Here is a 19,805-nt window from a genome sequence, read left to right on the forward strand (position 1 = left end):
GACAGATAGTCGAGATGGGGAGCGTGGCAGGCTGATTTGTAAGTTTGGCCTACCACGCTCCCCCTTGATGCTGCCCTTAAGCGGCTCCAAGCAAGCTGGCAATGTCAAGGAAGTTGGCAGATCCCAGGCCAGTCGTGTAATCCCATCCCGATCCAGCTTTATAAAACAGGTTATCACCCTGCGTAATATCGTGGAATGGATGGTACTTACCGGGATGGTTTGCAATTTGATAGAAGGTAGGCACACCACCCAGGAACCCTTTCCCTTGCTTTTGGAGCGCCTGGTTCACCAACGCAGCCCCGGCTGCCCACATGGGCGCTGATGCGCTGGTCCCGCCAACTGGTTGCCAGAAACTCTGATAATAGATAGAAATATTGTCGGCAACCGCAGCCACATCGGGTACCTGGCGATTCTTGTTCGAGAATTGATTTTGTACCCCAGGGCCAGTTTGCCAGATCGGGCGGGCGAACTCCTTATTCTTGCTCAGGCCGCCGCCTGTACCCCAGGTATTCTGGCAGCGCTTTTTGTCGGGGTTGGATTGCGACCAGGCGATCTCGCTATTCCCCAGAAAGCTTGTGCCACCAACGCCAATGGCCCAAGGGGCGCTCGCCGGAAAGCTCACCGCAAGCTGTCCAAACACGCCATCGGTAAAAGCAGCGCAGTCGCCGCTGGCGATAAACACGCTGATGCCCTCAACTGCCAGCAATTCAAGCGTATCGTTGAATTGCGACATATACGCCGCATCGAACTGGTCCTCTCCCGCGCCATAGCTCACGCTGACCACCTGCACCTGATCGTCGGCGGCTATTTTATTGAGGACTTCAATAAAGCCCACGTTATCAGACAGCGGAGACTGATAATCCAGAATCTCCGCTTCGGGGGCCAGCCCGGCAATTATTTCCAGGTCCAGCGTTGCCTCGCCTGCGCCAGAGCCAGGAGGCAATGGGCTACCAACCTGAATATTGCGCAGGTGGAGCTGCGCGCCATTACACGCCGCATAATTAGCGACATCGTTGCGACTATACGGGTCGTCAAGTTCCACCACGCCAATCTTCATTCCCTGGCCCTGGAAGCCCTGTTTATACAACTGATCGAGCGCGTAGGCGCGCGCAATCCGGTCGCGCGTCACTCCGCCCAGGACGCCATAGAGCGTGCAATCGCCAGCAGCGGGCTGCTGATCGGCCCTGGGGATAATTCTGCCCGGAGTGTTCATCAGTTGAAGGGGGGTGCGCGTGATTTGCGTAAAATTACTCAAGCCAGTAATCGAGGTAATCAGCGGCGCAATAGCCGAAGGCAGCGTTGGGGCGCCGCCTGGCCCAAAGAAGGTGCGGCCATCGAGTGAGCGCACCTGAAGGAGAATCTGGAACGCTTTCGTAATCTGCGAGACATTTGCCTGAACGACCAGACTGGTATGCAGGGGACTCGTATCAACTACCTGAAAGCCCTGGCTGGTGAGCCAGCCGCTGACTTTCTGGATGGTTTCATCCGAAGCGCCGAACTGCCTGGCAATTTGCGCTGGCGTGAGGTAATGGCCGTAGTTGGGCGAGGAGGGATCATAGACCTCTTGAACAACCTGGTCGAGCTTCTGGTGGTCAATGGGCAAACCAATGTTGAGGGTCAGCGTTGCATCAGGCGAGAGCATCCCGGCCAGCTTGCCTTGCAGCGCAGCCAGCGGCAAGCCAGAAAGCGCGGGAATCGCCCGAACGGCCCTCCCTGGCTTTGTTGGAGAAGACATATCCCCACCAGCGTTCAACACAAGCAAGGCCGCCAGTAGAGGCGCCATCCAATTCATGCTCCTGGCCCCCTTTAGAAATCCAGAGATCTTTGGCATATTCATAGCGGCTCACGGCGGCTCACGTTCTCGCGCGCCCGCTTCCTCCTCTCGTATAGAAGCTGGCGGGCGAAGCCTCTTGTTCAAGGCAGCAAACACTAGCGCCCGGGCATAGCAAGAGAAACAAACAGATCATTTCCACCTTTCTAGCCATGAGTACCCTCGTACTCAATGTAGTATAGCAAATTACGGCTCAACCAGGCTATCTGATTCCCCTCCGCTGCTCCTGCCAGCAAGCGTATGAAACAGCTTCGCTGCGCAGCGCGGCGGTATACATCTTGCAGCGCAGAGTTAGGAGAAGAGATCCGACAGCCAATTGGTCCTATTCAGCTTTTCGTTTGCTCATATTCGTTTGTTCACAGTGTATTCACAAAGGAGTTACAGCAATGCAGCAGCCACCTCCACTCCAACCACCTTTCGGTAACGCATTTGGCGAGCCAACCCAACCGCCTGGTCAGCCACCACCGCCACCCTTACCACCCCTACCCGACACGCCCCCTGTCCAACCTGCGCCTCAAGCCCCTGAGAGCGCATACAGGCAGCCAATTCAAGGCCAGGAGCCGTCTGCGCCTCAAGCGCCAGGCGCTCCGTCTGCGCAACCGCCTCAAGCGCCTGCGCCAAGTGTACCACCTGGATACGCCCAGTGGGTCACGTTTTCCAAGCTGCGCGGCCACCCGCTCATAGACATTACGGCGGGCAAAAATATTGGTACGGTACACGACCTGATCTTTGATCAACAACGGCAAGCAATTCAGGCTTTTTCCACCAAAGGGAGTCTCCTGCACAAGCCAACGCTGGTTCCCGCAGCGAGCGCCGCTATAGGGGCAGACGCCGTGACCTTTCCGCCGGGAACGCTCGCGGGGCAGGATGTCTCCTGGTTATATAACCTCCCCAAAGCATCGGACCTCATGGGGAGGCAAGTACACAGCAACAGGGGTCAACTGCTGGGAACTGTTGAGGAGTTGCGCATCGACCCGGCAAGCCGAACGCTGATGGCGTTGGAGCTTACGGCTGAAAAAACCGGCATTCCGCATCGTCTCGGCAGCCCCCGACGCCTTGTATCGGCCAAAAGCATCATCAGTTACGGGCCTGACACCATCGTTGCTCTGGAAGAGGGTATCTCGGAACTCTAGCAGCAGGTAAAAAAAGCTGGTTACGGTTGCGATTGCTGGACTTTCGCCACAGTTGATGTTATAATTAGCTCACTCACGTAATGGACGGCTCTTCACCGGAGTACTATTGACTCCAGGGGTGTTAAGAGAATGCCAAGACTGCTGACAACACGCGCCCTTCCTGTTGCGCGCCAGAAGGCGCACCAGGGAAACGCAAAACAGAGCAAAAAGCGCTAGGGGAATCCTGTCCTGGTGCTTTTTTTGTGTGGTTCGCAGTCTTCTATCGCACCGATCAGGTGTAGTCACTCGCGGGCAGTGTAGCCCTCTCTTGTTGAGGCCCCCAACCAGGGGTCTGCGCGGCGCCGGATAGAAGCCGTGTTGAAAAAGGAGGTGAGGCCACTTCTGACAGCGCGTAAAGATACCATATGAGCAGCATAACCACGAACACCATCTCTGATGTCACAGGACATCCAAAGATGTCATCCTTTAGAGTCCTACCGTCTACCAGGAAGCGTTAGATAGCTTGTAGTGGGGTGATCGTGCTGAGGTCTATCAGCCAGGCAAGTATAGCAATCAAACGCGTGTGAACACGTTTTGAAAGGCAGGTACCCGCCGTGCATTCGAGCATGATCGGCAAAATTGCGAAGGCGAAGCGTTATTCGGAAGAGCCAGATCGCATCCAATTCAACCATTTTGAAGCATCTTTTCGCGGTGAAAATGATTCCTATACCACAACTTTCCATGAGGGGAACTGGAGCTGCACCTGCCGCTTCTTCTCTGATTGGGGAACGTGTTGCCATACAATGGCTATAGAGCGTGTCCTGGGCGTAACGATCCCTGCTTCCCATCGCCAGGGTGAGCCGATCACGAGCGGCTATCTCCAAAGACGCTACTAAAAGCGCCTGAAGAGCGCGGCGCCAGACTCACGAACGTTCGTGAGTCTGGCGCTTTTTGCGTGGTGAGATTGCCAGTCAGTCCTCGCTCAACCGGACTGGCGTGTCCAGCGGTTCGCTTAATATGTCAGCACATGGGGCAAGATAAAAGTCAACGCGATAATAATCGAGAACATCACCGCCGCAAGAATACCGATCAGCCGCAAATCTTTCAACACATAGCGATAATGTTCGGCGCTGACCAGATTCGCCTGGCGGCCAACCACGAGGCGCTGGCCGGGCCGCGCTGCGTTACGCTGCCCAGGACGACCAGCGCGCTGCGAGCCAGGCAGCACTCGTGTAGGCTGAGCGCCGGATTTCGTGGTGGTCCCTGGGCGCTTGATGACGGTTGCTGTAGAACGCTCTGCTGCTTTCGGCGCGGCGCTGGCGGGCTTCGTTTTAGTCGCCCCTGGCTTGCTCTTCGCTGTCGCTTCTTCTTCAGCAGCCTCCGCTACTGAGGTAGTGGAGGAAGAGCGAACCAGCAGCACATCTTTTCTCTTTGGCTGTGGACGATGCTGGGCAGATGAGTGACGCGGTGGCTTCTTGGGCATAATGCTGATTAACTCCTGAGTAATATGTAGTCAATAAGTCCAGGCTTCAGTATAGACGAAATCACGCCCCTTCGCAAGCAACGACGAACCACCAGGGAGAAATGTCGCACAGAAGAAGACAGGAGATGTCAGGAATAGCCAATATAGTTTCTGTAAGACCCCTGTCTATCTCTCAAGCGGCTTTCAGGCAAGCGGCTTTCAGAAAGGAGCGATCATGCTCCGAAAGATTGATTGCGTGATGATTCGAGTCGAAGACGTATCAGCAGCTATTGCCTATTATACTGAAGTCTTTGGGCTTCAGCCCGTCTGGTGGGATGAGCAATCGGCTGGTCTGGCTTTCCCTGAAACGGATGCCGAGATCGTCTTGCATTGCAAGCCTGATATTCCCTCCTCCGTTGAAGTGCATTATCTGGTTGATGATGTGATGATTGCTATGGGCATCCTGGCAACGAAGGGGTGTCGCATCCTGGCTGCACCCTTTGATATTGCTATAGGAAAATGCGCGGTCATTGCCGATCCCTTCGGCGTCCGGCTGTGTATTCTCGATATGACAAAGGGGCCACTAAAGCCTGGCCCCCAATAAGAAGACAGCCCTTTGTTGTTTCAGCACAGAGGGCAGGCTGGAAGAACCGTCAGTGCGTTTCTTCCAGCCTGCCCTCTGTGCCGCCAGTTTATTCGCGGATGCGTCGCGCAGGCAGCGGACGCACCAGTGGCTCTGGCCCCAGTGGCCCATCCTCCGGCTTGCGTGGCACACGCTCGCGCACCAGATAGTTGGGCGCATTTGCCAGATCATCCATATGCAGGTTGACGCCTGGCCCAAAGCGGTTGTAGAAGGACAACTCGAAGTTCGGCGTCTCGCCCAGCGCGCCGTGTGGGCAGACCTCCACGCAGTCGCCACAGAAGATACAGCGGTCCAGCGCGAAATCGTACTTCACCAGCTCGCGCTCTGCCATCATCAGCGATCCAGTGGGACAGACCTGCACACACGCGCCGCAGGAGACGCAATCGGTATCGTGCAGCGAGACATTGAACGGCGTCGAAACAATCGTATCGAAGCCCTTGCCGAACATGCCATAGCAGTTGGGGCCAATCACATCATGACAGACGCGCACACATTGCGTGCAGTTGATGCACTTGTTGGGATCGCGCAAGATGAAGCTGTGCGAGACATCCACTTCATAGTCATGATAATCATTCGCTTCGCCATCATGGAAGCGGTTATCTGTCAGGCCATATTCGATGCTGAACTTTTGCAGATCGCACTGCCCAGCGGCAGGGCAGGCGCATTGCAAGCAGCGCGCTGATTCGCGCTGCGCCTGCTCTTGAAGATAGCCCGACTCGATTAGTCGGAAGTTGCGCTTGCGCTCCTCATAAGGCAGCATCGGCATTTTGACCTGGGGTTCAACCGGCTTGTAAGGCACAATATCGAACAGATCAGGGGCGCGCTCTTCCGTCTCGATGCGCCGTGAAACCTCGGCCATATCCTCGCCGCGCAAATAGGCGTCCATAGAACGCGCCGCCAGCTTCCCTTGCGCCACACACTCGATTACGGTTGAAGCGCCGATCACCGCATCGCCGCCCGCAAAAACGCCTTTACGCCCCGTCATGAAGTGATAAGGATCGGTTTCAATCGTCCGACGCCTGGTGATGGCAATGCCCGGCTCATGCTCCAGCACCTCCGTTTCCAGCGCCTGGCCGATGGCCGGAATGATCGTATCGCACTCGATAATAAACTCCGAGCCAGGAATCGGTATCGGGCGTTGGCGGCCTTTCTCATCAGGCTCACCCATCTTATTGCGCACAAACTCGATGCCTGCCACCCGGCCATCTTTCTCGATGATGCGCTTCTGGCTCCCCATGAAGATCATATCGGTGCCTTCGTTCTCGCCATCCTCGCGCTCTTCCGGGGTTGCGCCAATCTCTTTGATAGAGCGGCGATAGACGGTATGCACCTTTGCGCCCAGGCGCAGCGATGTACGCGTGCAGTCGAAGGCGGTAAAGCCGCCGCCAATCACCACTACTTCTTTTGTCTCATCCACCGGCACCGGCAGACCCAGCGTCTTCTCGCGCAGATAGGTGATGGCGTTCACAAAGCCCGGCAGATCCTCGCCCTCCAGGCCAAGCTCGTTACTCGTCCAGACGCCAATACCTAGATAGACCGCTTCATAGCCCTGAGCAAACAGATCATCAACGGTGAAGTCTTCGCCCAGCTTCACATTCCCCTGGAACTCGACACCCAGCCGCCAGACGCTCTCCAGTTCTTTATCCATCATATTCTTTTCGAGCCGGTACTCCGGGATGCCATATCGCAGCATGCCGCCCGGCTGAGGCATCATATCGAAGACCTTGACCGAATGGCCCTTGAGCGCCAGATAGTACGCGCAGGTCAGACCTGCCGGGCCAGCGCCTACCACCGCGATACGCCTGCCGGTGGGGGCTTCCGTCGGCCAGGGGGTGGGCGGGTCTTCGATCACTTCCTCCGCCGCAAAGCCGTGCATGCGGCAGATGGCGATCTCTTCTTCTACCAGGCCACGCCGACAGACATCCTGGCAGGGATGCGGGCAGACCAGGCCCAGGATATAGGGGAAGGGCAGCACCTCTGTCACCAGACGAGCCGCCTCGCGGTTTTCGCCTCTGGCAATCAATTCGAGATAGCCAGGGATGTCAATATGTGTTGGGCAGCCAATCTGGCACGGCGGCTGGCAGTAGGCGTTGTGATCGGAGAGCATCATCTCCAGATTGGTGCGCCGGATATGTACCAGCTTATCTGAGCGTGTCCTGACGACCATGCCAGGAGCCGCCGGGGTATTACACGAAGGCAGCGGGCGCTCGGCATCATCAATTTCGACGAGGCACATGCGGCACGCCGAAGTTGGCTCCAGCTTCTCATCATCACAGAGCGTCGGAATATCGAGAATGCCATTTTCAACGGCCACGCTCAGGATCGTTTGCCCTTCATAGGCGCGCACGTTTTTGCCGTCGATGGTGAGCGTAAACGTCGGCTGGCCCACTTCGTTGCGCTCGAAGGGCTGCGCCTGAGCAGAAGAGTTATTATTGCGAATCTGAATAGCCATCTGTTCCTCCAGAGGGCCGTGAGTACGTACTCACACCTCATAGAACATGTTTTTATAGGACATGCTTTTTGACAAACCGATGGATGCGCAGCGGCGTACAGACGCCGGTCGGGCAGCGATGCTCCTCGATATGCGCCCGGAAATCATCGCCAAAATAGCGCATCGCCGTCACCACGGCATTGGGCGCGTGAACGCCAAAGCCGCAGAGTGAGCCATCGGGTACATAGCGCGCAAACTCTTCCAGCAGCGCCAGGTCATCTGTCGTCCCAAGGTCACTGATGACCCCTTCCAGCGTGCCGGTAATGCGCTTCATGCCCAGTCGGCAGGGGACGCATTTCCCACACGATTCACCAGCCAGATATTTGCTGCGCTCTCGCGCCCAGGCAACCATACAGGTATTCACTGACAAGAGTTCGAGAGTCCCCGAACCAATAATGGCGCCTACCTGCTCCACGTCCTCAAAATCGAGCGGCGTATCGAAAAGGCTCGCTGACAAGACGCCTCCTTCGGGGCCACCCACCGCCACGCCGCGCGCCACGCGCTCATTCAGGGCAATGCCCACATGACGCAGCGCCTGGCGCACCGTCGTACCCAGCGGCATCTCAATCAAACGCCCCTCTGTGTCTGGCTCTGGCCCATACACCGTGAAGAGCTTCGTGCCTGGACTTTGCCGTGTCCCCAGGCGACGATATTCATCCGCGCCGCGCTGAAGAATCAGCGGCACATTGATCAGCGTCTCCAGATTATTGATAACCGTTGGCTTATCCCAAAGGCCAAAGACAGCGGGATACGGCGGGCGCTGCTGCGGCATCGCGCGCTTGCCCTTGATGATTTCCATCAGAGTCGTTTCTTCGCCGCCCATAAAGCCAACATCAACCGCCACGAGCGTGATCGAGCAGGTAAAGTCGCTGCCCAGGATGTCGCGGCCAAGCGTGCGCCCCTCCAGGGCTTCGCGTAACGCTTCCTGCACCGCAGCAATCCCCTGGGTGTAGCCGCTGCGCGTGAAGAGGTATGCTTCCTGAGCGCCCACTGCGTAGGCGGCCAGCGCGATACCCTCAATCACCTGATGCGGATTTTGTTCAAGCAGCGTGCGGCTGATGCGTGAAGAAGGATCAGCGTCGTAGGCATTACAAATGACGTATTTCGGCTCCTCGACCTCGTCATGAGCGATGAGCCATTTGTCAGCCACCGGCACGCCCGCGCCGCCGCGCCCGCGCAGCCCACTTGCCCTGATCTGCTCAATGACCTGATCGGGAGATAACTGCTGAAGAGCGCGCTCCAGCGCCTGATACCCTCCAGCGCGGCGATATTCTTCGAGCGTGCGCACAGCAGGCGGGCCTGGTTGGCGCAGCAGGTGATACTCTAGCTCAGGCACTTGGTCCCCTCCTATGGTTAATCTCCGCGTATTTCCCGCGAGTTGCCGCCGAGGGGCCATATTCCATCTGGTCATTGCGGCGAACACCCTTCGCCAGAGGAGCTGGCTTGAACTTTGGACTCATTGTCGCAATGCCAAAAATATCGCTCAAATCCACGCCGCGCACCTGAACAATGCGCTGGGCCGCCGCCAGCGGCAGGTAGCCATACGCATCGATCACCAGATCAATGATGCCGCCAAGATCGTAAGCTTCCAAAGAAGATTGGTCGAGAATCTTATCCACTTTTGCAAGATCGGTCTCTGGCTCTAATTCTGGTTTGGTTGGCATTGCCACCACCGGCGGCACCGGCTTGTGCGGATAATCAACGGCATATTCGGAGATACGCGGCGTATAGTAGCCAGCAATAGATGTTGGCGAGAAGTAAGGCCGATGGCGAAAACGATGGGTTGGCCGATATTCAATGGTAATGGCGCGTGGCGGGCAGGCTTTCTCGCAGAGCAGGCACGCTTCGCATCTCAGGTTATAAGGCGTATCCTGGCCCGCTTCTTGAATCAGTTCGATCAGCCCTCGGCTCCGCTCAGGCAGCTTCCGCTTCTCATAAGGGTAGAGCCGCGTCACTTTTGGCCGGAATAAATGGCTGAGCGTCAAGCCCAGCCCGGTAAAGACTCCGCGCATAAGAGATGCTCCCTATTCTTCACCCTTGAGTTTGAGTCCCTGTTTTTCGATCTTCTCGCGCAGTTTCAGGATGCCCTCGACCAGCGCTTCTGGCCGGGGTGGACAGCCAGGAACATAGATGTCAACCGGCACAATGGTATCCACACCCTGAACGGTATAGTAGGAGTCATAAAACTCGCCGCCAGAGTTGGCGCACTGGCCCATGCTGAGTACCCACTTGGGATCAGGCATCTGCTCCCACAGGCGTTTAAGGCGCGGCCCCATTTTGTTCGAGACAGTACCCGCCACGATCATCAGATCGGCCTGACGCGGGCTGGAGCGAAAGACCTCTGAGCCGAAACGCGACAGATCATAATGCGCCTGGGCTGCCGCCATCATCTCGATAGCGCAGCAGGCCAGGCCATAGCCCAGCGGCCAGATCGAGCGCGAACGCGCCCAGTTCTGCGCCCACGTAATCATTTCGCGCAGGCTGGTAATGGCTACTGGCAATTCCTGATCGCCAGGGACATATTCAGCCGGTCCCCTGGCTTGCATGATAGGCAGTGGTTGCCCCTTACGGGATTTGATGTCAGTGCTCATAGGAATGAGAAACCTCCTCATCAAGGTAGAGCAGCACCTTGCTCGGCAGGGTTAGATAGCTGCGATTCCCTGCCTGTATTATACCATCTCCCACCTGCTCGTGCCACGCGCAACACGGCTATAGAGGCGCTCGTAGAGCAGCCAATCTTGACATACTCTCCCTTATTGGACCATTATTAGTAAAATAGACCGGAAGGGCAGGATACCCGCCGGGGTCTCCATCCCCGCCCTTGTCCGAGCATCGAAATCAGGTTCCGCACATTCCGGGCCTTTACCAGCCAGGTATGAGAGACATTGAGTTGCTGAGTCAGGAAGGGATGCTGCTATGACGGAATCACGCTTCGATATTGGCATGCAGACGCGCAAGGAGGTACTTGGAAGCGAGTACGTCGAGCGAGCGCAGGCGCGCATGACCGAGTTTGACGCCGACTTTCAGCGTTTCATCACGGAGTCGGCCTGGGGGTCTGTCTGGGCGCGCCCGGACCTGGACCGAAGGACAAGAAGCCTGGTCACGATTGCGATTCTGGCGGCGCTGGGTCGTGACGAACTGGTAGTCCATCTGCGCGGCAGCCAGAATATCGGGGTTGATCCGCGCGAAATCGCGGAGGTACTCCTCCATGTAGCCGTCTACGCTGGGGTACCAGCGGCCAACGCCGCGTTCTCGCTGGCGAAGAAAGAATTAGACCAGCGCGCCCGCGCCGCAGAAGAGGAAGATGCGCCGCAAGCACGTCAGGAGGATGTATGAACCAGATCACGATTGGCGACATCGTTCGGGGAGATCAGGAGATTTTCCCGCCCTACCTGTATGAAGCCTATCAGTCCACGCGGCGTCGGGCGCCGATGCTTGCGCTCATAGATGTGCCTCTGACGCTTTCGGAGTTGACTGGCCCTGGACCCACCATCAGCGTCGTGACAGCGGAAGATGCCGACCTCACGAGGAACGCCGGAACTGGCGGCGAGGCTATAGGGCAGCGCATCATTATGACCGGGCGCGTCCTTGACCATCATGGGAATCCCGTACCGAACACGCTTCTGGAGATCTGGCAGGCCAATGCTGCTGGCCGTTACCTTCACAAACGCGATCAATGGCCGGGGCCGCTCGATCCAAACTTCCTGGGCATGGGGCGCTGTTTGACCAATGACGCGGGCGTCTATCGGTTCCTGACGATCCGCCCAGGCGCGTACCCCTGGAAGAACCACCCCAACGCCTGGCGTCCTGCCCACATTCATTTCTCGCTGTTCGGCCCATCCATCCTGTCGCGCCTGGTGACGCAGATGTACTTCCCCGACGATCCGCTTCACGCCCTCGATCCCATCCTGAACGCTGTACCAACGGAAGCCGCGCGCCAACGCCTGATCGCTGCTTACGACCATACCGTCACCGAGCCAGAATGGGCGCTTGGGTATCGCTGGGATATTGTCCTGCGCGGGCCAGACGCCACCCCATTCGAGTCTTCGCCATCAGGAGAGACAAGACGATGAGTACTATCCCCTTGACCACCTCGCAGACGGTGGGTCCATTCTTCTCACCTGCGCTCTTACGCGAAGACGCCCGACGCCACGTTCTGACCCGGCCTGAAACAGTTGGCGAGCGCATTCGTATCGAGGGGCATGTCCTTGACGGCGACGGAGCGCCCGTACCCGACGCGCTGGTCGAAATCTGGCAAGCGAATGCCTATGGTCGCTATCACCATGCGGCAGACGTAGGGCCAGCGAAGCTCGATCCGTCCTTTCAGGGGTTTGGCCGCTCCGGCACAGACGAAGACGGCAGCTATTGGTTCGAGACTGTCAAGCCAGGGCCGGTCCTCTTCAATGGACATCAGCAGGCTCCGCACATCTGCGTCACCCTCTTTGCTCGTGGCCTGCTCAACCACCTGATGACCCGCCTGTACTTTGAGGATGAACCAGCGAATGTAGGCGACCCGGTATTGCTTTGCGTCCCCGAAGAGCGTCGGGCGACGCTGCTGGCACGTCGCGAGCAGAATGGCGCAGCGACCATCTACCATTTTGACATTATCATGCAAGGCACGAACGAAACTGCATTTTTCAATCTCTGATGCGCACCCTTCACACCAGGATGGAGCAGGCTCACCTTCGAAAGGCAATGCCCCATGTCCGAGCCAATAGACCTGTTATTGTTTAGCACACCGGCCATGTCTGCCGCCTTCTCTTCTGCGGCGCACCTGCGGGGAATGCTCGCATTTGAGGCTGCGCTCGCTCGCGCGGAGGCTCGCGCGGGCGTCATTCCCCAGGAGGCGGCAATAGTCATCGCGGCCACCTGCAAAGAGGATCGGTTCGATGTCGGGGCGCTGTATCGCGAGGCAGCGCGGGCTGGCACACCAGCCATTCCCCTGGTACGCATGCTCACAGCCTGTATCGAAGGCGCCGCGCAGAAGTTCGTCCATTGGGGCGCAACGAGCCAGGACGTGATTGACACCGCGCTCATGCTTCAGATGCGAGACGGGCTTGATCTGCTCGTGGAAGGGCTGCTCGGCGTATGCTCAGCCTGCGCCACGCTCGCCGAGCAGCGCCGCCACACGCTGATGGCCGGGCGAACGCTGCTCCAGCAAGCAATACCCATCACCTTTGGCCTCAAGGCGGCGCGATGGCTGGCCCTGGCAGCGCGCCAGGTACAGGCGCTGCGTGAGCATCGGCGCTCTACACTGGCCGTACAGCTAGGGGGGGCCGCAGGGACACTTGCCGCCTTGGGGAATCATGGACCCAGGGTGGTAGAACTCCTTGCCGAAGAACTGGGCCTTCCAGCCCCGGACCTCCCCTGGCATACCGAGCGTGACCGCATCGCCGCAATTGCCGCAACGCTTGGCGTGATTGCCGGGGCAATGGCGAAGATAGCTGGCGATATAACCCTTCTCGCGCAAACCGAGGTCGGCGAAGCCTCGGAGGGCGCCATCCCTGGAAAGGGCGTCTCATCCGCTATGCCGCAGAAACACAATCCGGTTGATGCGACTGGCGCGCTCGCGTCGGCGCGCCTGGCGGTGGGAGTGGTGCCGGTGATCTTGTCCGCGATGGCCCAGGAACACGAACGCGCCGCAGGAGGATGGCAGGCGGAATGGGCTGCTATCCCTGATCTATTCCGCTTCACCGCTGGCGCAGTCGAGCGGGTTCGGGATGCGTTGAGCGGCCTCCTGATTGATGCAGAGCGTATGCAGGCGAACCTCGACCTGGCTGGGGGACTGATTATGGCCGAGCCGCTGACGATGGCGCTCGCTTCACACCTGGGCAGACCAGAGGCTCAGCGTCTTGTTAAAGAAGCCTGTGAGCAGGCTGTGAGATCAGGTGCGAGCCTGCGGCAAGCGGCTCTGGCGGAGCCACAGATTCGGGCCATCCTTCCCCCTGAAGCGATTGATCGGGCGCTCGACCCCACCATGTATCTGGGCAGCGCGGACGTATTTATCAACCGCGCCCTCGAATCCTACCGTAAGATGCTCTCTGAGCGAGGTAATATATGAACTCCTTTGTCGCCAACGGGGTACGCCTCGCGTACCGCATTGACGGGCCAGACGATGCCCCGGCGCTCGTGATGCTCAACTCACTTGGGACCGATCTGCGCATGTGGAACCCCCAGGCAGCGATGCTCAGCCGCAACCTGCGCATCATTCGCTACGACTGCCGGGGTCACGGCGCTTCCGATGCGCCTGCGGGGCCATATACTATCGAGCAGTTTGGACTCGATCTCCTCACGCTTCTGGACACATTACAGATTGAGCGGGCGCATCTCTGCGGTCTTTCGCTCGGTGGTCTGATCGCCTTGTGGTTCGCGGCGCATTATCCGGGGCGAGTTGCTCGCGCGGTCTTCGCCAACACCGCCGCGCGGATCGGCACAGTGGAAGGTTGGAATACACGCATCGCTCAGGTAAGCGAGGGAGGCATGGGCGCTGTACGGGACATGGTTCTCGCGCGCTTTCTCAGTGAGCAATTCCGCCAGCAGCACCCTGAGATAGTGCAACAGTTCAGCGAGACGCTCGATGCGATAGACCCCCAGGGATACAAGGGAGCCTGCGCAGCCCTCCGCGAAGCAGACCTGCGAGAAAAGCTGGCCGCCGTCCGCGCCCCATCACTCATCATCGCTGGCGAACTAGACGAGGCCACGCCACCATCGCAAGCGCGAGAACTTCACGCGGCCATCGCGGGAAGTGAACTCTCGATTCTCCGCGAGGCCGCGCACCTGTCGAACGTGGAACAGCCCGAAGCATTCAGCAAAGCGGTCAGCGCCTTTCTTGTTCACTCTTGAGGCGGTTGGCGCCGACAACCTGACATACTCTGACCTGGCATGCTATAAAGCATCGGCGAAGGAACCAATTCAGCCCGGTCTGCCGATGTGTTACAATTTTTGTGCTACTCTGGAAGTATTTCATGGAGCAGGAATAATGGATGAAGCTGTCAAGAAACAGGTGCTGCGCCTGTTTACCTATGGGCTGTATGCCGTCTCTGTCGCCGATAACGGCGAGGTAAACGCCTTCACCGCCAACTGGCTTTCACAGGCATCCTTCGACCCACCTATGCTCATGGTTTCGGTGGAGAATGATTCCAAATCGCTTGGCATGATTCAGCGTTCGCAGCATTTTGCCGTCAACATCTATGAAAGCGGGCAGCGCGATCTTGCTGGGGCGCTGGGCAAGACCGCCTTCAAAGTCCCCGATAAGCTGAAGGGACTGGCCTATGATCTGAGCGCAACCGGCTGTCCTTTGCTCCATGATGCCCTGGGCTGGGTGGAATGCCGTGTGACCGCCAGCGCGCCTGCGGGCGACTCAACCATCATTGTCGGTGAAGTCATTGATGTAGGCATGCAGCGCGAAGGCGAAGCCCTGACTATGAAAGCAGCCGGGTATCGGCACGCAGGATAGCTGCGCGCGGCCTGCCAATCGAAACTCGCTGGCCCTTGATCCCCGAAGCTGAACCAGCAGACCTGAGGCAACCTTCGTTGCCGGTGAATCTCCAACAGGAAGATAAAGGAGGGGAGCATGATCTTCCGCAGTCCGTTCCCCGATGTCACCATCCCCGAAGTCCCCTTTGCATCCTTTGTGCTGCGCCATGCCGAGCGCCTGGCTGAGAAACCGGCTCTCATTGATGGCGTCACAGGCCAGACCTATACCTATGGGCAGATCAACGACGCTGTGAGGCATGTCGCGGCAGGGTTGGCCCAGCGGGGCTTTCGTCAGGGCGACGTGTTGGCCCTTTACAGCCCGAACCTGCTGGAATACCCTATCGCTTTTCTGGCCGCTGCCCTGTTGGGCGGCGCAACCACCACCATTAACCCGCTCTATACCGTTGATGAACTGACTTTCCAGTTGAACGCTGCCCAGGCGAAATACCTCATCACCGTTCCCTCCTCCCTGGAGAAAGCCCTGGCGGGCCAGCAACGCTCCGGCGTGCAGGACGTGATGGTTTTTGGCGAAGCGCCCGGCGTTACCTCATTTGCGGCGCTGCTGGAGAGTCATGGCGCCGTACCGCGGGTCGAGGTGAACCTGCGCGATGATGTGGTCGCGCTGCCCTACTCCAGCGGCACGACGGGTCTATCGAAAGGGGTCATGCTGACCCACCGTAACCTGGTGGCGAACATCTGCCAGTTCACCCCGATGGGCATGATTACCGAAGGCGATACAGCTATTGGAGTGCTGCCCTTCTACCATATCTACGGCCTCTCGGTGATTTTGAGCCTCGGCCTGGCAACCGGAGCAACCATCGTCGCCCTGCCGCGCTTCGATTTCCCCCAGTTCTTACAGACGATGCAAGACCATCGCGTCACAGTGAGCTATATGGCCCCGCCGATTATGCTGGCGATGGCAAAGCAGCCCATCGTTGATAACTACGACCTCTCCCATTTGCGCGTGATGGTCACTGCCGCCGCGCCGCTGGGCAAAGAAATACAAGAAACGTGCGAGCAGCGCCTGCGCTGCCTGGTCGTGCAGGCGTGGGGCTTAACCGAAACCAGCCCTGGCGCAACGCTCCACCCCCTGGACCCCTCCAACGCCAGAGTCGGGTCGGTTGGCATCTGCATGCCCAATACCGAGTGCAAAGTGGTGGATATTGCGACTGGCGCTGAGTTGGGGCCACGCCAGGAGGGCGAGATTTGCGCGCGCGGCCCGCAGGTAATGAAAGGCTATCTCAACAATGCTGCTGCCACTGCCAGCATGCTTGACGCGGATGGCTGGCTGCATACCGGCGATATTGGCTATGCTGACGAAGACGGCTATTTTTATATCGTTGATCGCTTGAAAGAACTGATCAAGTATAAAGGCTTTCAGGTAGCTCCGGCGGAACTGGAGGCTGTCCTGCTGACGCACTCGGCCATTGCCGACGCTGCCGTAATCCCCAGCGCGGACGAGGAAGCGGGCGAGGTTCCCAAAGCCTTTGTGGTCCTCAAGCCCGACGCAGCCCTCACCGCCGACGAGATTATGGCCTACGTGGCCGAACGGGTCGCGCCGCATAAGAAAATCCGGCGGCTCGACTTCATCGAGCAAATCCCCAAATCGCCTTCCGGCAAGATTCTGCGCCGGGTTTTGATTGAACAGGAACGAGCCAGGCAATAGCCTTGCCAACAGATGCGCTGAAGACGCAAGGCAATACAATTGCCTTGCGGAACGGACATAACCTATGTAGAGCGCCGCTAAGACGGCAGAGGAGGTTCTCGAACATGACCTATCGCAGCGAAGTGGTGGGCAGCCTGCTCAGGCCCACCTATCTGGCAGAGGCGAGGAAACAGCTTGAAGCTGGGCAGCTTGAGGCCGCCGCCTTCAAGGCCATCGAAGATCGGGCAGTGAACGAAGCCATCGCCCTTCAGGAAGCGGCTGGCATTGACATCATCACCGATGGCGAACTGCGCCGCTACGCTTTCTACGGACACCTGATTGATTCTCTTACCGGCTTCGATAAGTTTGGCGGCTGGGCCATTCCGTTCCGAGATGAGACCGGCGAAGAACTGGTTCTCAAGCGCCCGGTAGTGGCGGAACGGCTCCAATGGAAACGCAGCATGTGTTCCGAGGAGTGGGTCTACCTGCGCTCGCGTACCTCGCGCCCTGGCAAAGTGACCATGATTAGCGCCCAGCAGGCCGCCGCTTACTACGATCCTGAGAAGTCGAAATCAGCGTATCCAACCCGCGACGCCTACCTGTCCGATATTGTTGATTTCACGCGCCGGGAGGTCGAGGAACTGATTCGCCTGGGCTGCTCCTACATCCAGATCGACGCCCCCCAGTATGCCGCGCTGCTCGACTCCAAGATGCGCGACGGCTATCGCCAGCGCGGAAACGACCCCGACAAAATGATTGACGTGTGTATCGAAATGGACAACGCGATCATTGATGGGCATCCTGGCGTGACCTTCGGCATCCATATCTGTCGCGGGAACAACCAGAGCAGATTCTACGCCAGCGGAGATTACGAACCTATCTCGCGCATCTTTGCCCAGACCCATTTCCAGCGCTTCCTGCTCGAATATGACGATGACCGCTCAGGAGGGTTTGAGCCGCTGCGGCATGTGCCAGAGGATCGCCACGTGGTCCTGGGTCTGGTCACAACCAAGAAGCCACGACTGGAAACCGCCGATGAACTGCGCCGCCGCATTGAGGAAGCGGCGCACATTATCCCGCTGGAGCGGCTGGCGCTCAGCCCGCAGTGCGGCTTCGCCTCCACGATGGAAGGCAACCATATTTCACCTGATGATCAGCGCCGCAAGCTTGAAATTGTGGCAAGCGTGGCGCGCGAGGTCTGGGGCGCTTCGGCGTAAGGAGTGGGTTTTCGGTTTGTTCACTGGCAGCGCCGCCTGGAAGGCGGCGCTGCCAGTAGCTTTGCGCTAACGGGGCCGCCTCGGTCCCTGGTTATCAGGCATCCGCTGGTGGCCTGGATACCCCTGGCCCCCGCTCATATCCTCCTGATTCCACTCTTCGCGTACCCGCCCTTGCCTACCAACTTCCCGACGCGGCTCCCACTCTGATTGATGGGTAGACCAATTATCAGGCCGTCGCTGCGCCTGGGCCATGCGCGCTGCCTGCGCTGCCCGCGCCGCGCGCTCATGCTTGATGTGGCGATAGATGTAGAGGGCCGCCAACGCCACAATCACGATCCCAATTACAATATCGGCTCCATGAAAGATGGACCCAAGTTCCTCGAATTGGTCGCCCAGCTTATAACCGGCAAACGCCAGCACAAAGCACCAGGGGAGCGAACCCAGCACCGTGTAGATGCAGAACTTTACGAAGTTCATGCGATAGATACCAGCGGGCAACGAGATATACGTGCGCACCACCGGCAAGAGGCGTGAGAAAAACGCCACTGGTGGGCCAAAACGCCCAAACCAGCGGTCCGCGCGGTCCGAATCAGCCTGCGAGATCAAGACATAGCGCCCATACTTCAGCAGCATCGGGCGGCCACCCGCGCGGCCAATCCCATAGGCCACAATTGATCCAATCAGGCACCCAACAGCGCCTGCCACCGCCACCCCGATCAGCGAGGGCAGAAAGGCAGACGGACCAGCGGCAGCCACAATATAGATGCCCGCGAGCGGCATCACAATTTCGCTGGGCAGTGGAATACAACAGCTTTCAATTGCCATTGCCAGGACGATACCCAGATACCCAAAGGTGACATACCAGTTGCGAATAAGATCAATAATACTCTCAGTGATGCTTGCTACGATGAGATGTTCCATAACCTTCAGCCCTCGCCCTCTTCGCGGCAGAATCCAGCAAAATAGCAAAGAAGCATTGATGGAAAATGTGCTTCATACCCTGAACGCCCTTAACGGATAGCCGTTGCATAACTGTTAATGGAACGCATAGGAACAGGGACAAGTCACACAGGGGGAAGTTTTTCCTGTCATGCCTCATGTCCCTGGAGCAATTCATCAACCTTCGCATCTTGTGCATCTTTTTTGCCGACCATCAAACAAGCAGGACCAGCTTTTTGCAAGCTGGTCCTGCTCTAAAAATAGGTACTGAAACCGGGAAGGGCATTACGCGCTAGCGCCGAGGGCGCTCAAACAGGCGATAGACAGCGCGCACCTTCCCTTGAATCTGCCAGTCGCGCTCCCACTCCGTCGCATCCACAAAAATAGAGTTCATCTGCGAATTGGCCGGACGCAGCTCGATCCGGTTCTTCTCCTTAAAGAAGCGCTTGAGCGTGGCCGCACCGCGCTCGCTGGAATCAGCTGAATTGTTGCAGGCCACAATCACATCGCCTGGCTCAATAGCCGCCTCCTGATCGATGAGGACATAATCGCCATCATCAATGCAGTCCTCGATCATTGACTTGCCTCTGACTTCCAGCAGGTACTTCCTTCCGTTATACGCCTGCCGGGTCAGATCAACGTGCTGGTCGGGAACATCGTAGATTTCGAGCGGCTGACCAGCAGCAATGCGCCCTTTCACCTCCAGCCCTTGCTGAGTCAGGCGAATGCCACGGCTGGTATGGCCTTCACGCTTGATAAAGCCCTTCTTCTCCAGCACGCCTAAATGGTAATCCACATGTCCGGTGGACTCGATGCCCACCGCTCCGCCAATCTCTCGATTGGTGGGGGGGCGCCCATGCTCCTGGATATACTCCTGAATGAAGCTATAGATCGCCCGCTGCTTCGCGCTCATGTCATCCATTGTACCCTCAAACTCTCCTCTCGCCGGGGTCCGATCCCTGATCCCTGGTCAGGTCTACACGAAGGAG

At 58.1% G+C, this 19,805-nt stretch carries 18 protein-coding genes; 10 read left to right on the top strand and 8 right to left on the bottom strand.

The window, feature by feature from the left end; translation table 11 throughout:
• Nucleotides 1-76: 76 nt before the first annotated feature.
• Nucleotides 77-1,783 (bottom strand): S53 family peptidase, encoded by a 1,707-nt coding sequence (locus VH599_09610; protein ID HEY7348556.1) that lies wholly within the window; start codon nucleotides 1,781-1,783, stop codon nucleotides 77-79.
• 434 nt (nucleotides 1,784-2,217) lie between these two features.
• Here VH599_09610 and VH599_09615 point away from each other — a divergent pair, with 434 nt between their 5' ends.
• Nucleotides 2,218-2,964, top strand: coding sequence for a PRC-barrel domain-containing protein (locus VH599_09615; protein HEY7348557.1), 747 nt, complete (start codon nucleotides 2,218-2,220; stop codon nucleotides 2,962-2,964).
• A gap of 991 nt (nucleotides 2,965-3,955) precedes the next feature.
• On the opposite strand, the gene VH599_09620 is transcribed toward VH599_09615, so the two are convergent.
• A complete protein-coding gene (locus VH599_09620; GenBank protein HEY7348558.1) occupies nucleotides 3,956-4,426 on the bottom strand; it encodes a hypothetical protein in 471 nt (156 codons plus the stop codon).
• A 214-nt stretch (nucleotides 4,427-4,640) separates the two neighbouring features.
• Between VH599_09620 and VH599_09625 the strand changes: the two genes are divergently transcribed.
• Nucleotides 4,641-5,009, top strand: coding sequence for a VOC family protein (locus tag VH599_09625; protein HEY7348559.1), 369 nt, complete (start codon nucleotides 4,641-4,643; stop codon nucleotides 5,007-5,009).
• 88 nt (nucleotides 5,010-5,097) lie between these two features.
• Here the strand turns inward: VH599_09625 and VH599_09630 are convergent, their stop codons facing one another.
• The 4 genes from VH599_09630 to nuoB are packed head-to-tail and all read right to left on the bottom strand — an operon-like array spanning nucleotide 5,098 to nucleotide 10,130.
• Nucleotides 5,098-7,500 (bottom strand): FAD-dependent oxidoreductase, encoded by a 2,403-nt coding sequence (locus tag VH599_09630; GenBank protein HEY7348560.1) that lies wholly within the window; start codon nucleotides 7,498-7,500, stop codon nucleotides 5,098-5,100.
• A gap of 52 nt (nucleotides 7,501-7,552) precedes the next feature.
• A complete protein-coding gene (locus VH599_09635) occupies nucleotides 7,553-8,875 on the bottom strand; it encodes an NADH-ubiquinone oxidoreductase-F iron-sulfur binding region domain-containing protein (GenBank protein ID HEY7348561.1) in 1,323 nt (440 codons plus the stop codon).
• On the bottom strand, nucleotides 8,868-9,551 hold the full coding sequence (locus tag VH599_09640; protein ID HEY7348562.1) for a hypothetical protein: 684 nt from the start codon (nucleotides 9,549-9,551) through the stop codon (nucleotides 8,868-8,870). The genes VH599_09635 and VH599_09640 overlap by 8 nt, the downstream gene beginning before the upstream one ends.
• A gap of 12 nt (nucleotides 9,552-9,563) precedes the next feature.
• The gene (gene nuoB, locus VH599_09645) at nucleotides 9,564-10,130 is read right to left on the bottom strand and encodes an NADH-quinone oxidoreductase subunit NuoB (GenBank protein HEY7348563.1); all 567 of its coding nucleotides are present in this window, start codon (nucleotides 10,128-10,130) and stop codon (nucleotides 9,564-9,566) included.
• A 325-nt stretch (nucleotides 10,131-10,455) separates the two neighbouring features.
• Between nuoB and pcaC the strand changes: the two genes are divergently transcribed.
• From pcaC to VH599_09685, 8 genes are all read left to right on the top strand, one after another.
• A complete protein-coding gene (pcaC, locus tag VH599_09650; GenBank protein ID HEY7348564.1) occupies nucleotides 10,456-10,875 on the top strand; it encodes a 4-carboxymuconolactone decarboxylase in 420 nt (139 codons plus the stop codon).
• Nucleotides 10,872-11,612 carry a protocatechuate 3,4-dioxygenase subunit beta gene (pcaH, locus tag VH599_09655; GenBank protein HEY7348565.1) on the top strand — a complete coding sequence of 247 codons (741 nt, stop codon included), beginning with the start codon at nucleotides 10,872-10,874 and terminating at the stop codon, nucleotides 11,610-11,612. Before pcaC ends, pcaH begins: the two co-directional genes overlap by 4 nt.
• Nucleotides 11,609-12,187, top strand: a complete 579-nt coding sequence (pcaG, locus tag VH599_09660) for a protocatechuate 3,4-dioxygenase subunit alpha (GenBank protein ID HEY7348566.1) — start codon at nucleotides 11,609-11,611, stop codon at nucleotides 12,185-12,187. The genes pcaH and pcaG overlap by 4 nt, the downstream gene beginning before the upstream one ends.
• 54 nt (nucleotides 12,188-12,241) lie before the next feature.
• A complete protein-coding gene (gene pcaB, locus VH599_09665; GenBank protein ID HEY7348567.1) occupies nucleotides 12,242-13,600 on the top strand; it encodes a 3-carboxy-cis,cis-muconate cycloisomerase in 1,359 nt (452 codons plus the stop codon).
• Nucleotides 13,597-14,382, top strand: a complete 786-nt coding sequence (pcaD, locus tag VH599_09670) for a 3-oxoadipate enol-lactonase (GenBank protein HEY7348568.1) — start codon at nucleotides 13,597-13,599, stop codon at nucleotides 14,380-14,382. Before pcaB ends, pcaD begins: the two co-directional genes overlap by 4 nt.
• Nucleotides 14,383-14,518: 136 nt before the next feature.
• Complete coding sequence (locus VH599_09675; protein ID HEY7348569.1) at nucleotides 14,519-14,995, top strand: flavin reductase family protein; 477 nt, start codon at nucleotides 14,519-14,521, stop codon at nucleotides 14,993-14,995.
• A gap of 117 nt (nucleotides 14,996-15,112) precedes the next feature.
• Nucleotides 15,113-16,681, top strand: coding sequence for a 4-coumarate--CoA ligase family protein (locus tag VH599_09680; GenBank protein ID HEY7348570.1), 1,569 nt, complete (start codon nucleotides 15,113-15,115; stop codon nucleotides 16,679-16,681).
• Nucleotides 16,682-16,785: 104 nt separating this feature from the next.
• Nucleotides 16,786-17,877: a cobalamin-independent methionine synthase II family protein gene (locus VH599_09685; protein HEY7348571.1), complete on the top strand. Its 1,092-nt coding sequence runs from the start codon at nucleotides 16,786-16,788 to the stop codon at nucleotides 17,875-17,877.
• A gap of 66 nt (nucleotides 17,878-17,943) precedes the next feature.
• On the opposite strand, the gene VH599_09690 is transcribed toward VH599_09685, so the two are convergent.
• Both VH599_09690 and lexA read right to left on the bottom strand, forming a co-directional pair.
• On the bottom strand, nucleotides 17,944-18,798 hold the full coding sequence (locus VH599_09690) for a DedA family protein (GenBank protein HEY7348572.1): 855 nt from the start codon (nucleotides 18,796-18,798) through the stop codon (nucleotides 17,944-17,946).
• A gap of 310 nt (nucleotides 18,799-19,108) precedes the next feature.
• Nucleotides 19,109-19,738: a transcriptional repressor LexA gene (gene lexA, locus VH599_09695; GenBank protein HEY7348573.1), complete on the bottom strand. Its 630-nt coding sequence runs from the start codon at nucleotides 19,736-19,738 to the stop codon at nucleotides 19,109-19,111.
• Between the last annotated feature and the right edge of the window lie 67 nt (nucleotides 19,739-19,805).

The organism is Ktedonobacterales bacterium, assembly GCA_036557285.1.
Classification (GTDB): Bacteria; Chloroflexota; Ktedonobacteria; order Ktedonobacterales; family DATBGS01; genus DATBHW01.

What these genes read in the sequence shown, in the direction of transcription:
- VH599_09610 (HEY7348556.1), bottom strand. Translation starts at nt 1,783, where the DNA reads ATGGCGCCTCTACTGGCGGCCTTGCTTGTGTTGAACGCTGGTGGGGAT.
- VH599_09615 (HEY7348557.1), top strand. Translation starts at nt 2,218, where the DNA reads ATGCAGCAGCCACCTCCACTCCAACCACCTTTCGGTAACGCATTTGGC.
- VH599_09620 (HEY7348558.1), bottom strand. Translation starts at nt 4,426, where the DNA reads ATGCCCAAGAAGCCACCGCGTCACTCATCTGCCCAGCATCGTCCACAG.
- VH599_09625 (HEY7348559.1), top strand. Translation starts at nt 4,641, where the DNA reads ATGCTCCGAAAGATTGATTGCGTGATGATTCGAGTCGAAGACGTATCA.
- VH599_09630 (HEY7348560.1), bottom strand. Translation starts at nt 7,500, where the DNA reads ATGGCTATTCAGATTCGCAATAATAACTCTTCTGCTCAGGCGCAGCCC.
- VH599_09640 (HEY7348562.1), bottom strand. Translation starts at nt 9,551, where the DNA reads ATGCGCGGAGTCTTTACCGGGCTGGGCTTGACGCTCAGCCATTTATTC.
- nuoB (HEY7348563.1), bottom strand. Translation starts at nt 10,130, where the DNA reads ATGAGCACTGACATCAAATCCCGTAAGGGGCAACCACTGCCTATCATG.
- pcaC (HEY7348564.1), top strand. Translation starts at nt 10,456, where the DNA reads ATGACGGAATCACGCTTCGATATTGGCATGCAGACGCGCAAGGAGGTA.
- pcaH (HEY7348565.1), top strand. Translation starts at nt 10,872, where the DNA reads ATGAACCAGATCACGATTGGCGACATCGTTCGGGGAGATCAGGAGATT.
- pcaG (HEY7348566.1), top strand. Translation starts at nt 11,609, where the DNA reads ATGAGTACTATCCCCTTGACCACCTCGCAGACGGTGGGTCCATTCTTC.
- pcaB (HEY7348567.1), top strand. Translation starts at nt 12,242, where the DNA reads ATGTCCGAGCCAATAGACCTGTTATTGTTTAGCACACCGGCCATGTCT.
- pcaD (HEY7348568.1), top strand. Translation starts at nt 13,597, where the DNA reads ATGAACTCCTTTGTCGCCAACGGGGTACGCCTCGCGTACCGCATTGAC.
- VH599_09675 (HEY7348569.1), top strand. Translation starts at nt 14,519, where the DNA reads ATGGATGAAGCTGTCAAGAAACAGGTGCTGCGCCTGTTTACCTATGGG.
- VH599_09680 (HEY7348570.1), top strand. Translation starts at nt 15,113, where the DNA reads ATGATCTTCCGCAGTCCGTTCCCCGATGTCACCATCCCCGAAGTCCCC.
- VH599_09685 (HEY7348571.1), top strand. Translation starts at nt 16,786, where the DNA reads ATGACCTATCGCAGCGAAGTGGTGGGCAGCCTGCTCAGGCCCACCTAT.
- VH599_09690 (HEY7348572.1), bottom strand. Translation starts at nt 18,798, where the DNA reads ATGGAACATCTCATCGTAGCAAGCATCACTGAGAGTATTATTGATCTT.
- lexA (HEY7348573.1), bottom strand. Translation starts at nt 19,738, where the DNA reads ATGGATGACATGAGCGCGAAGCAGCGGGCGATCTATAGCTTCATTCAG.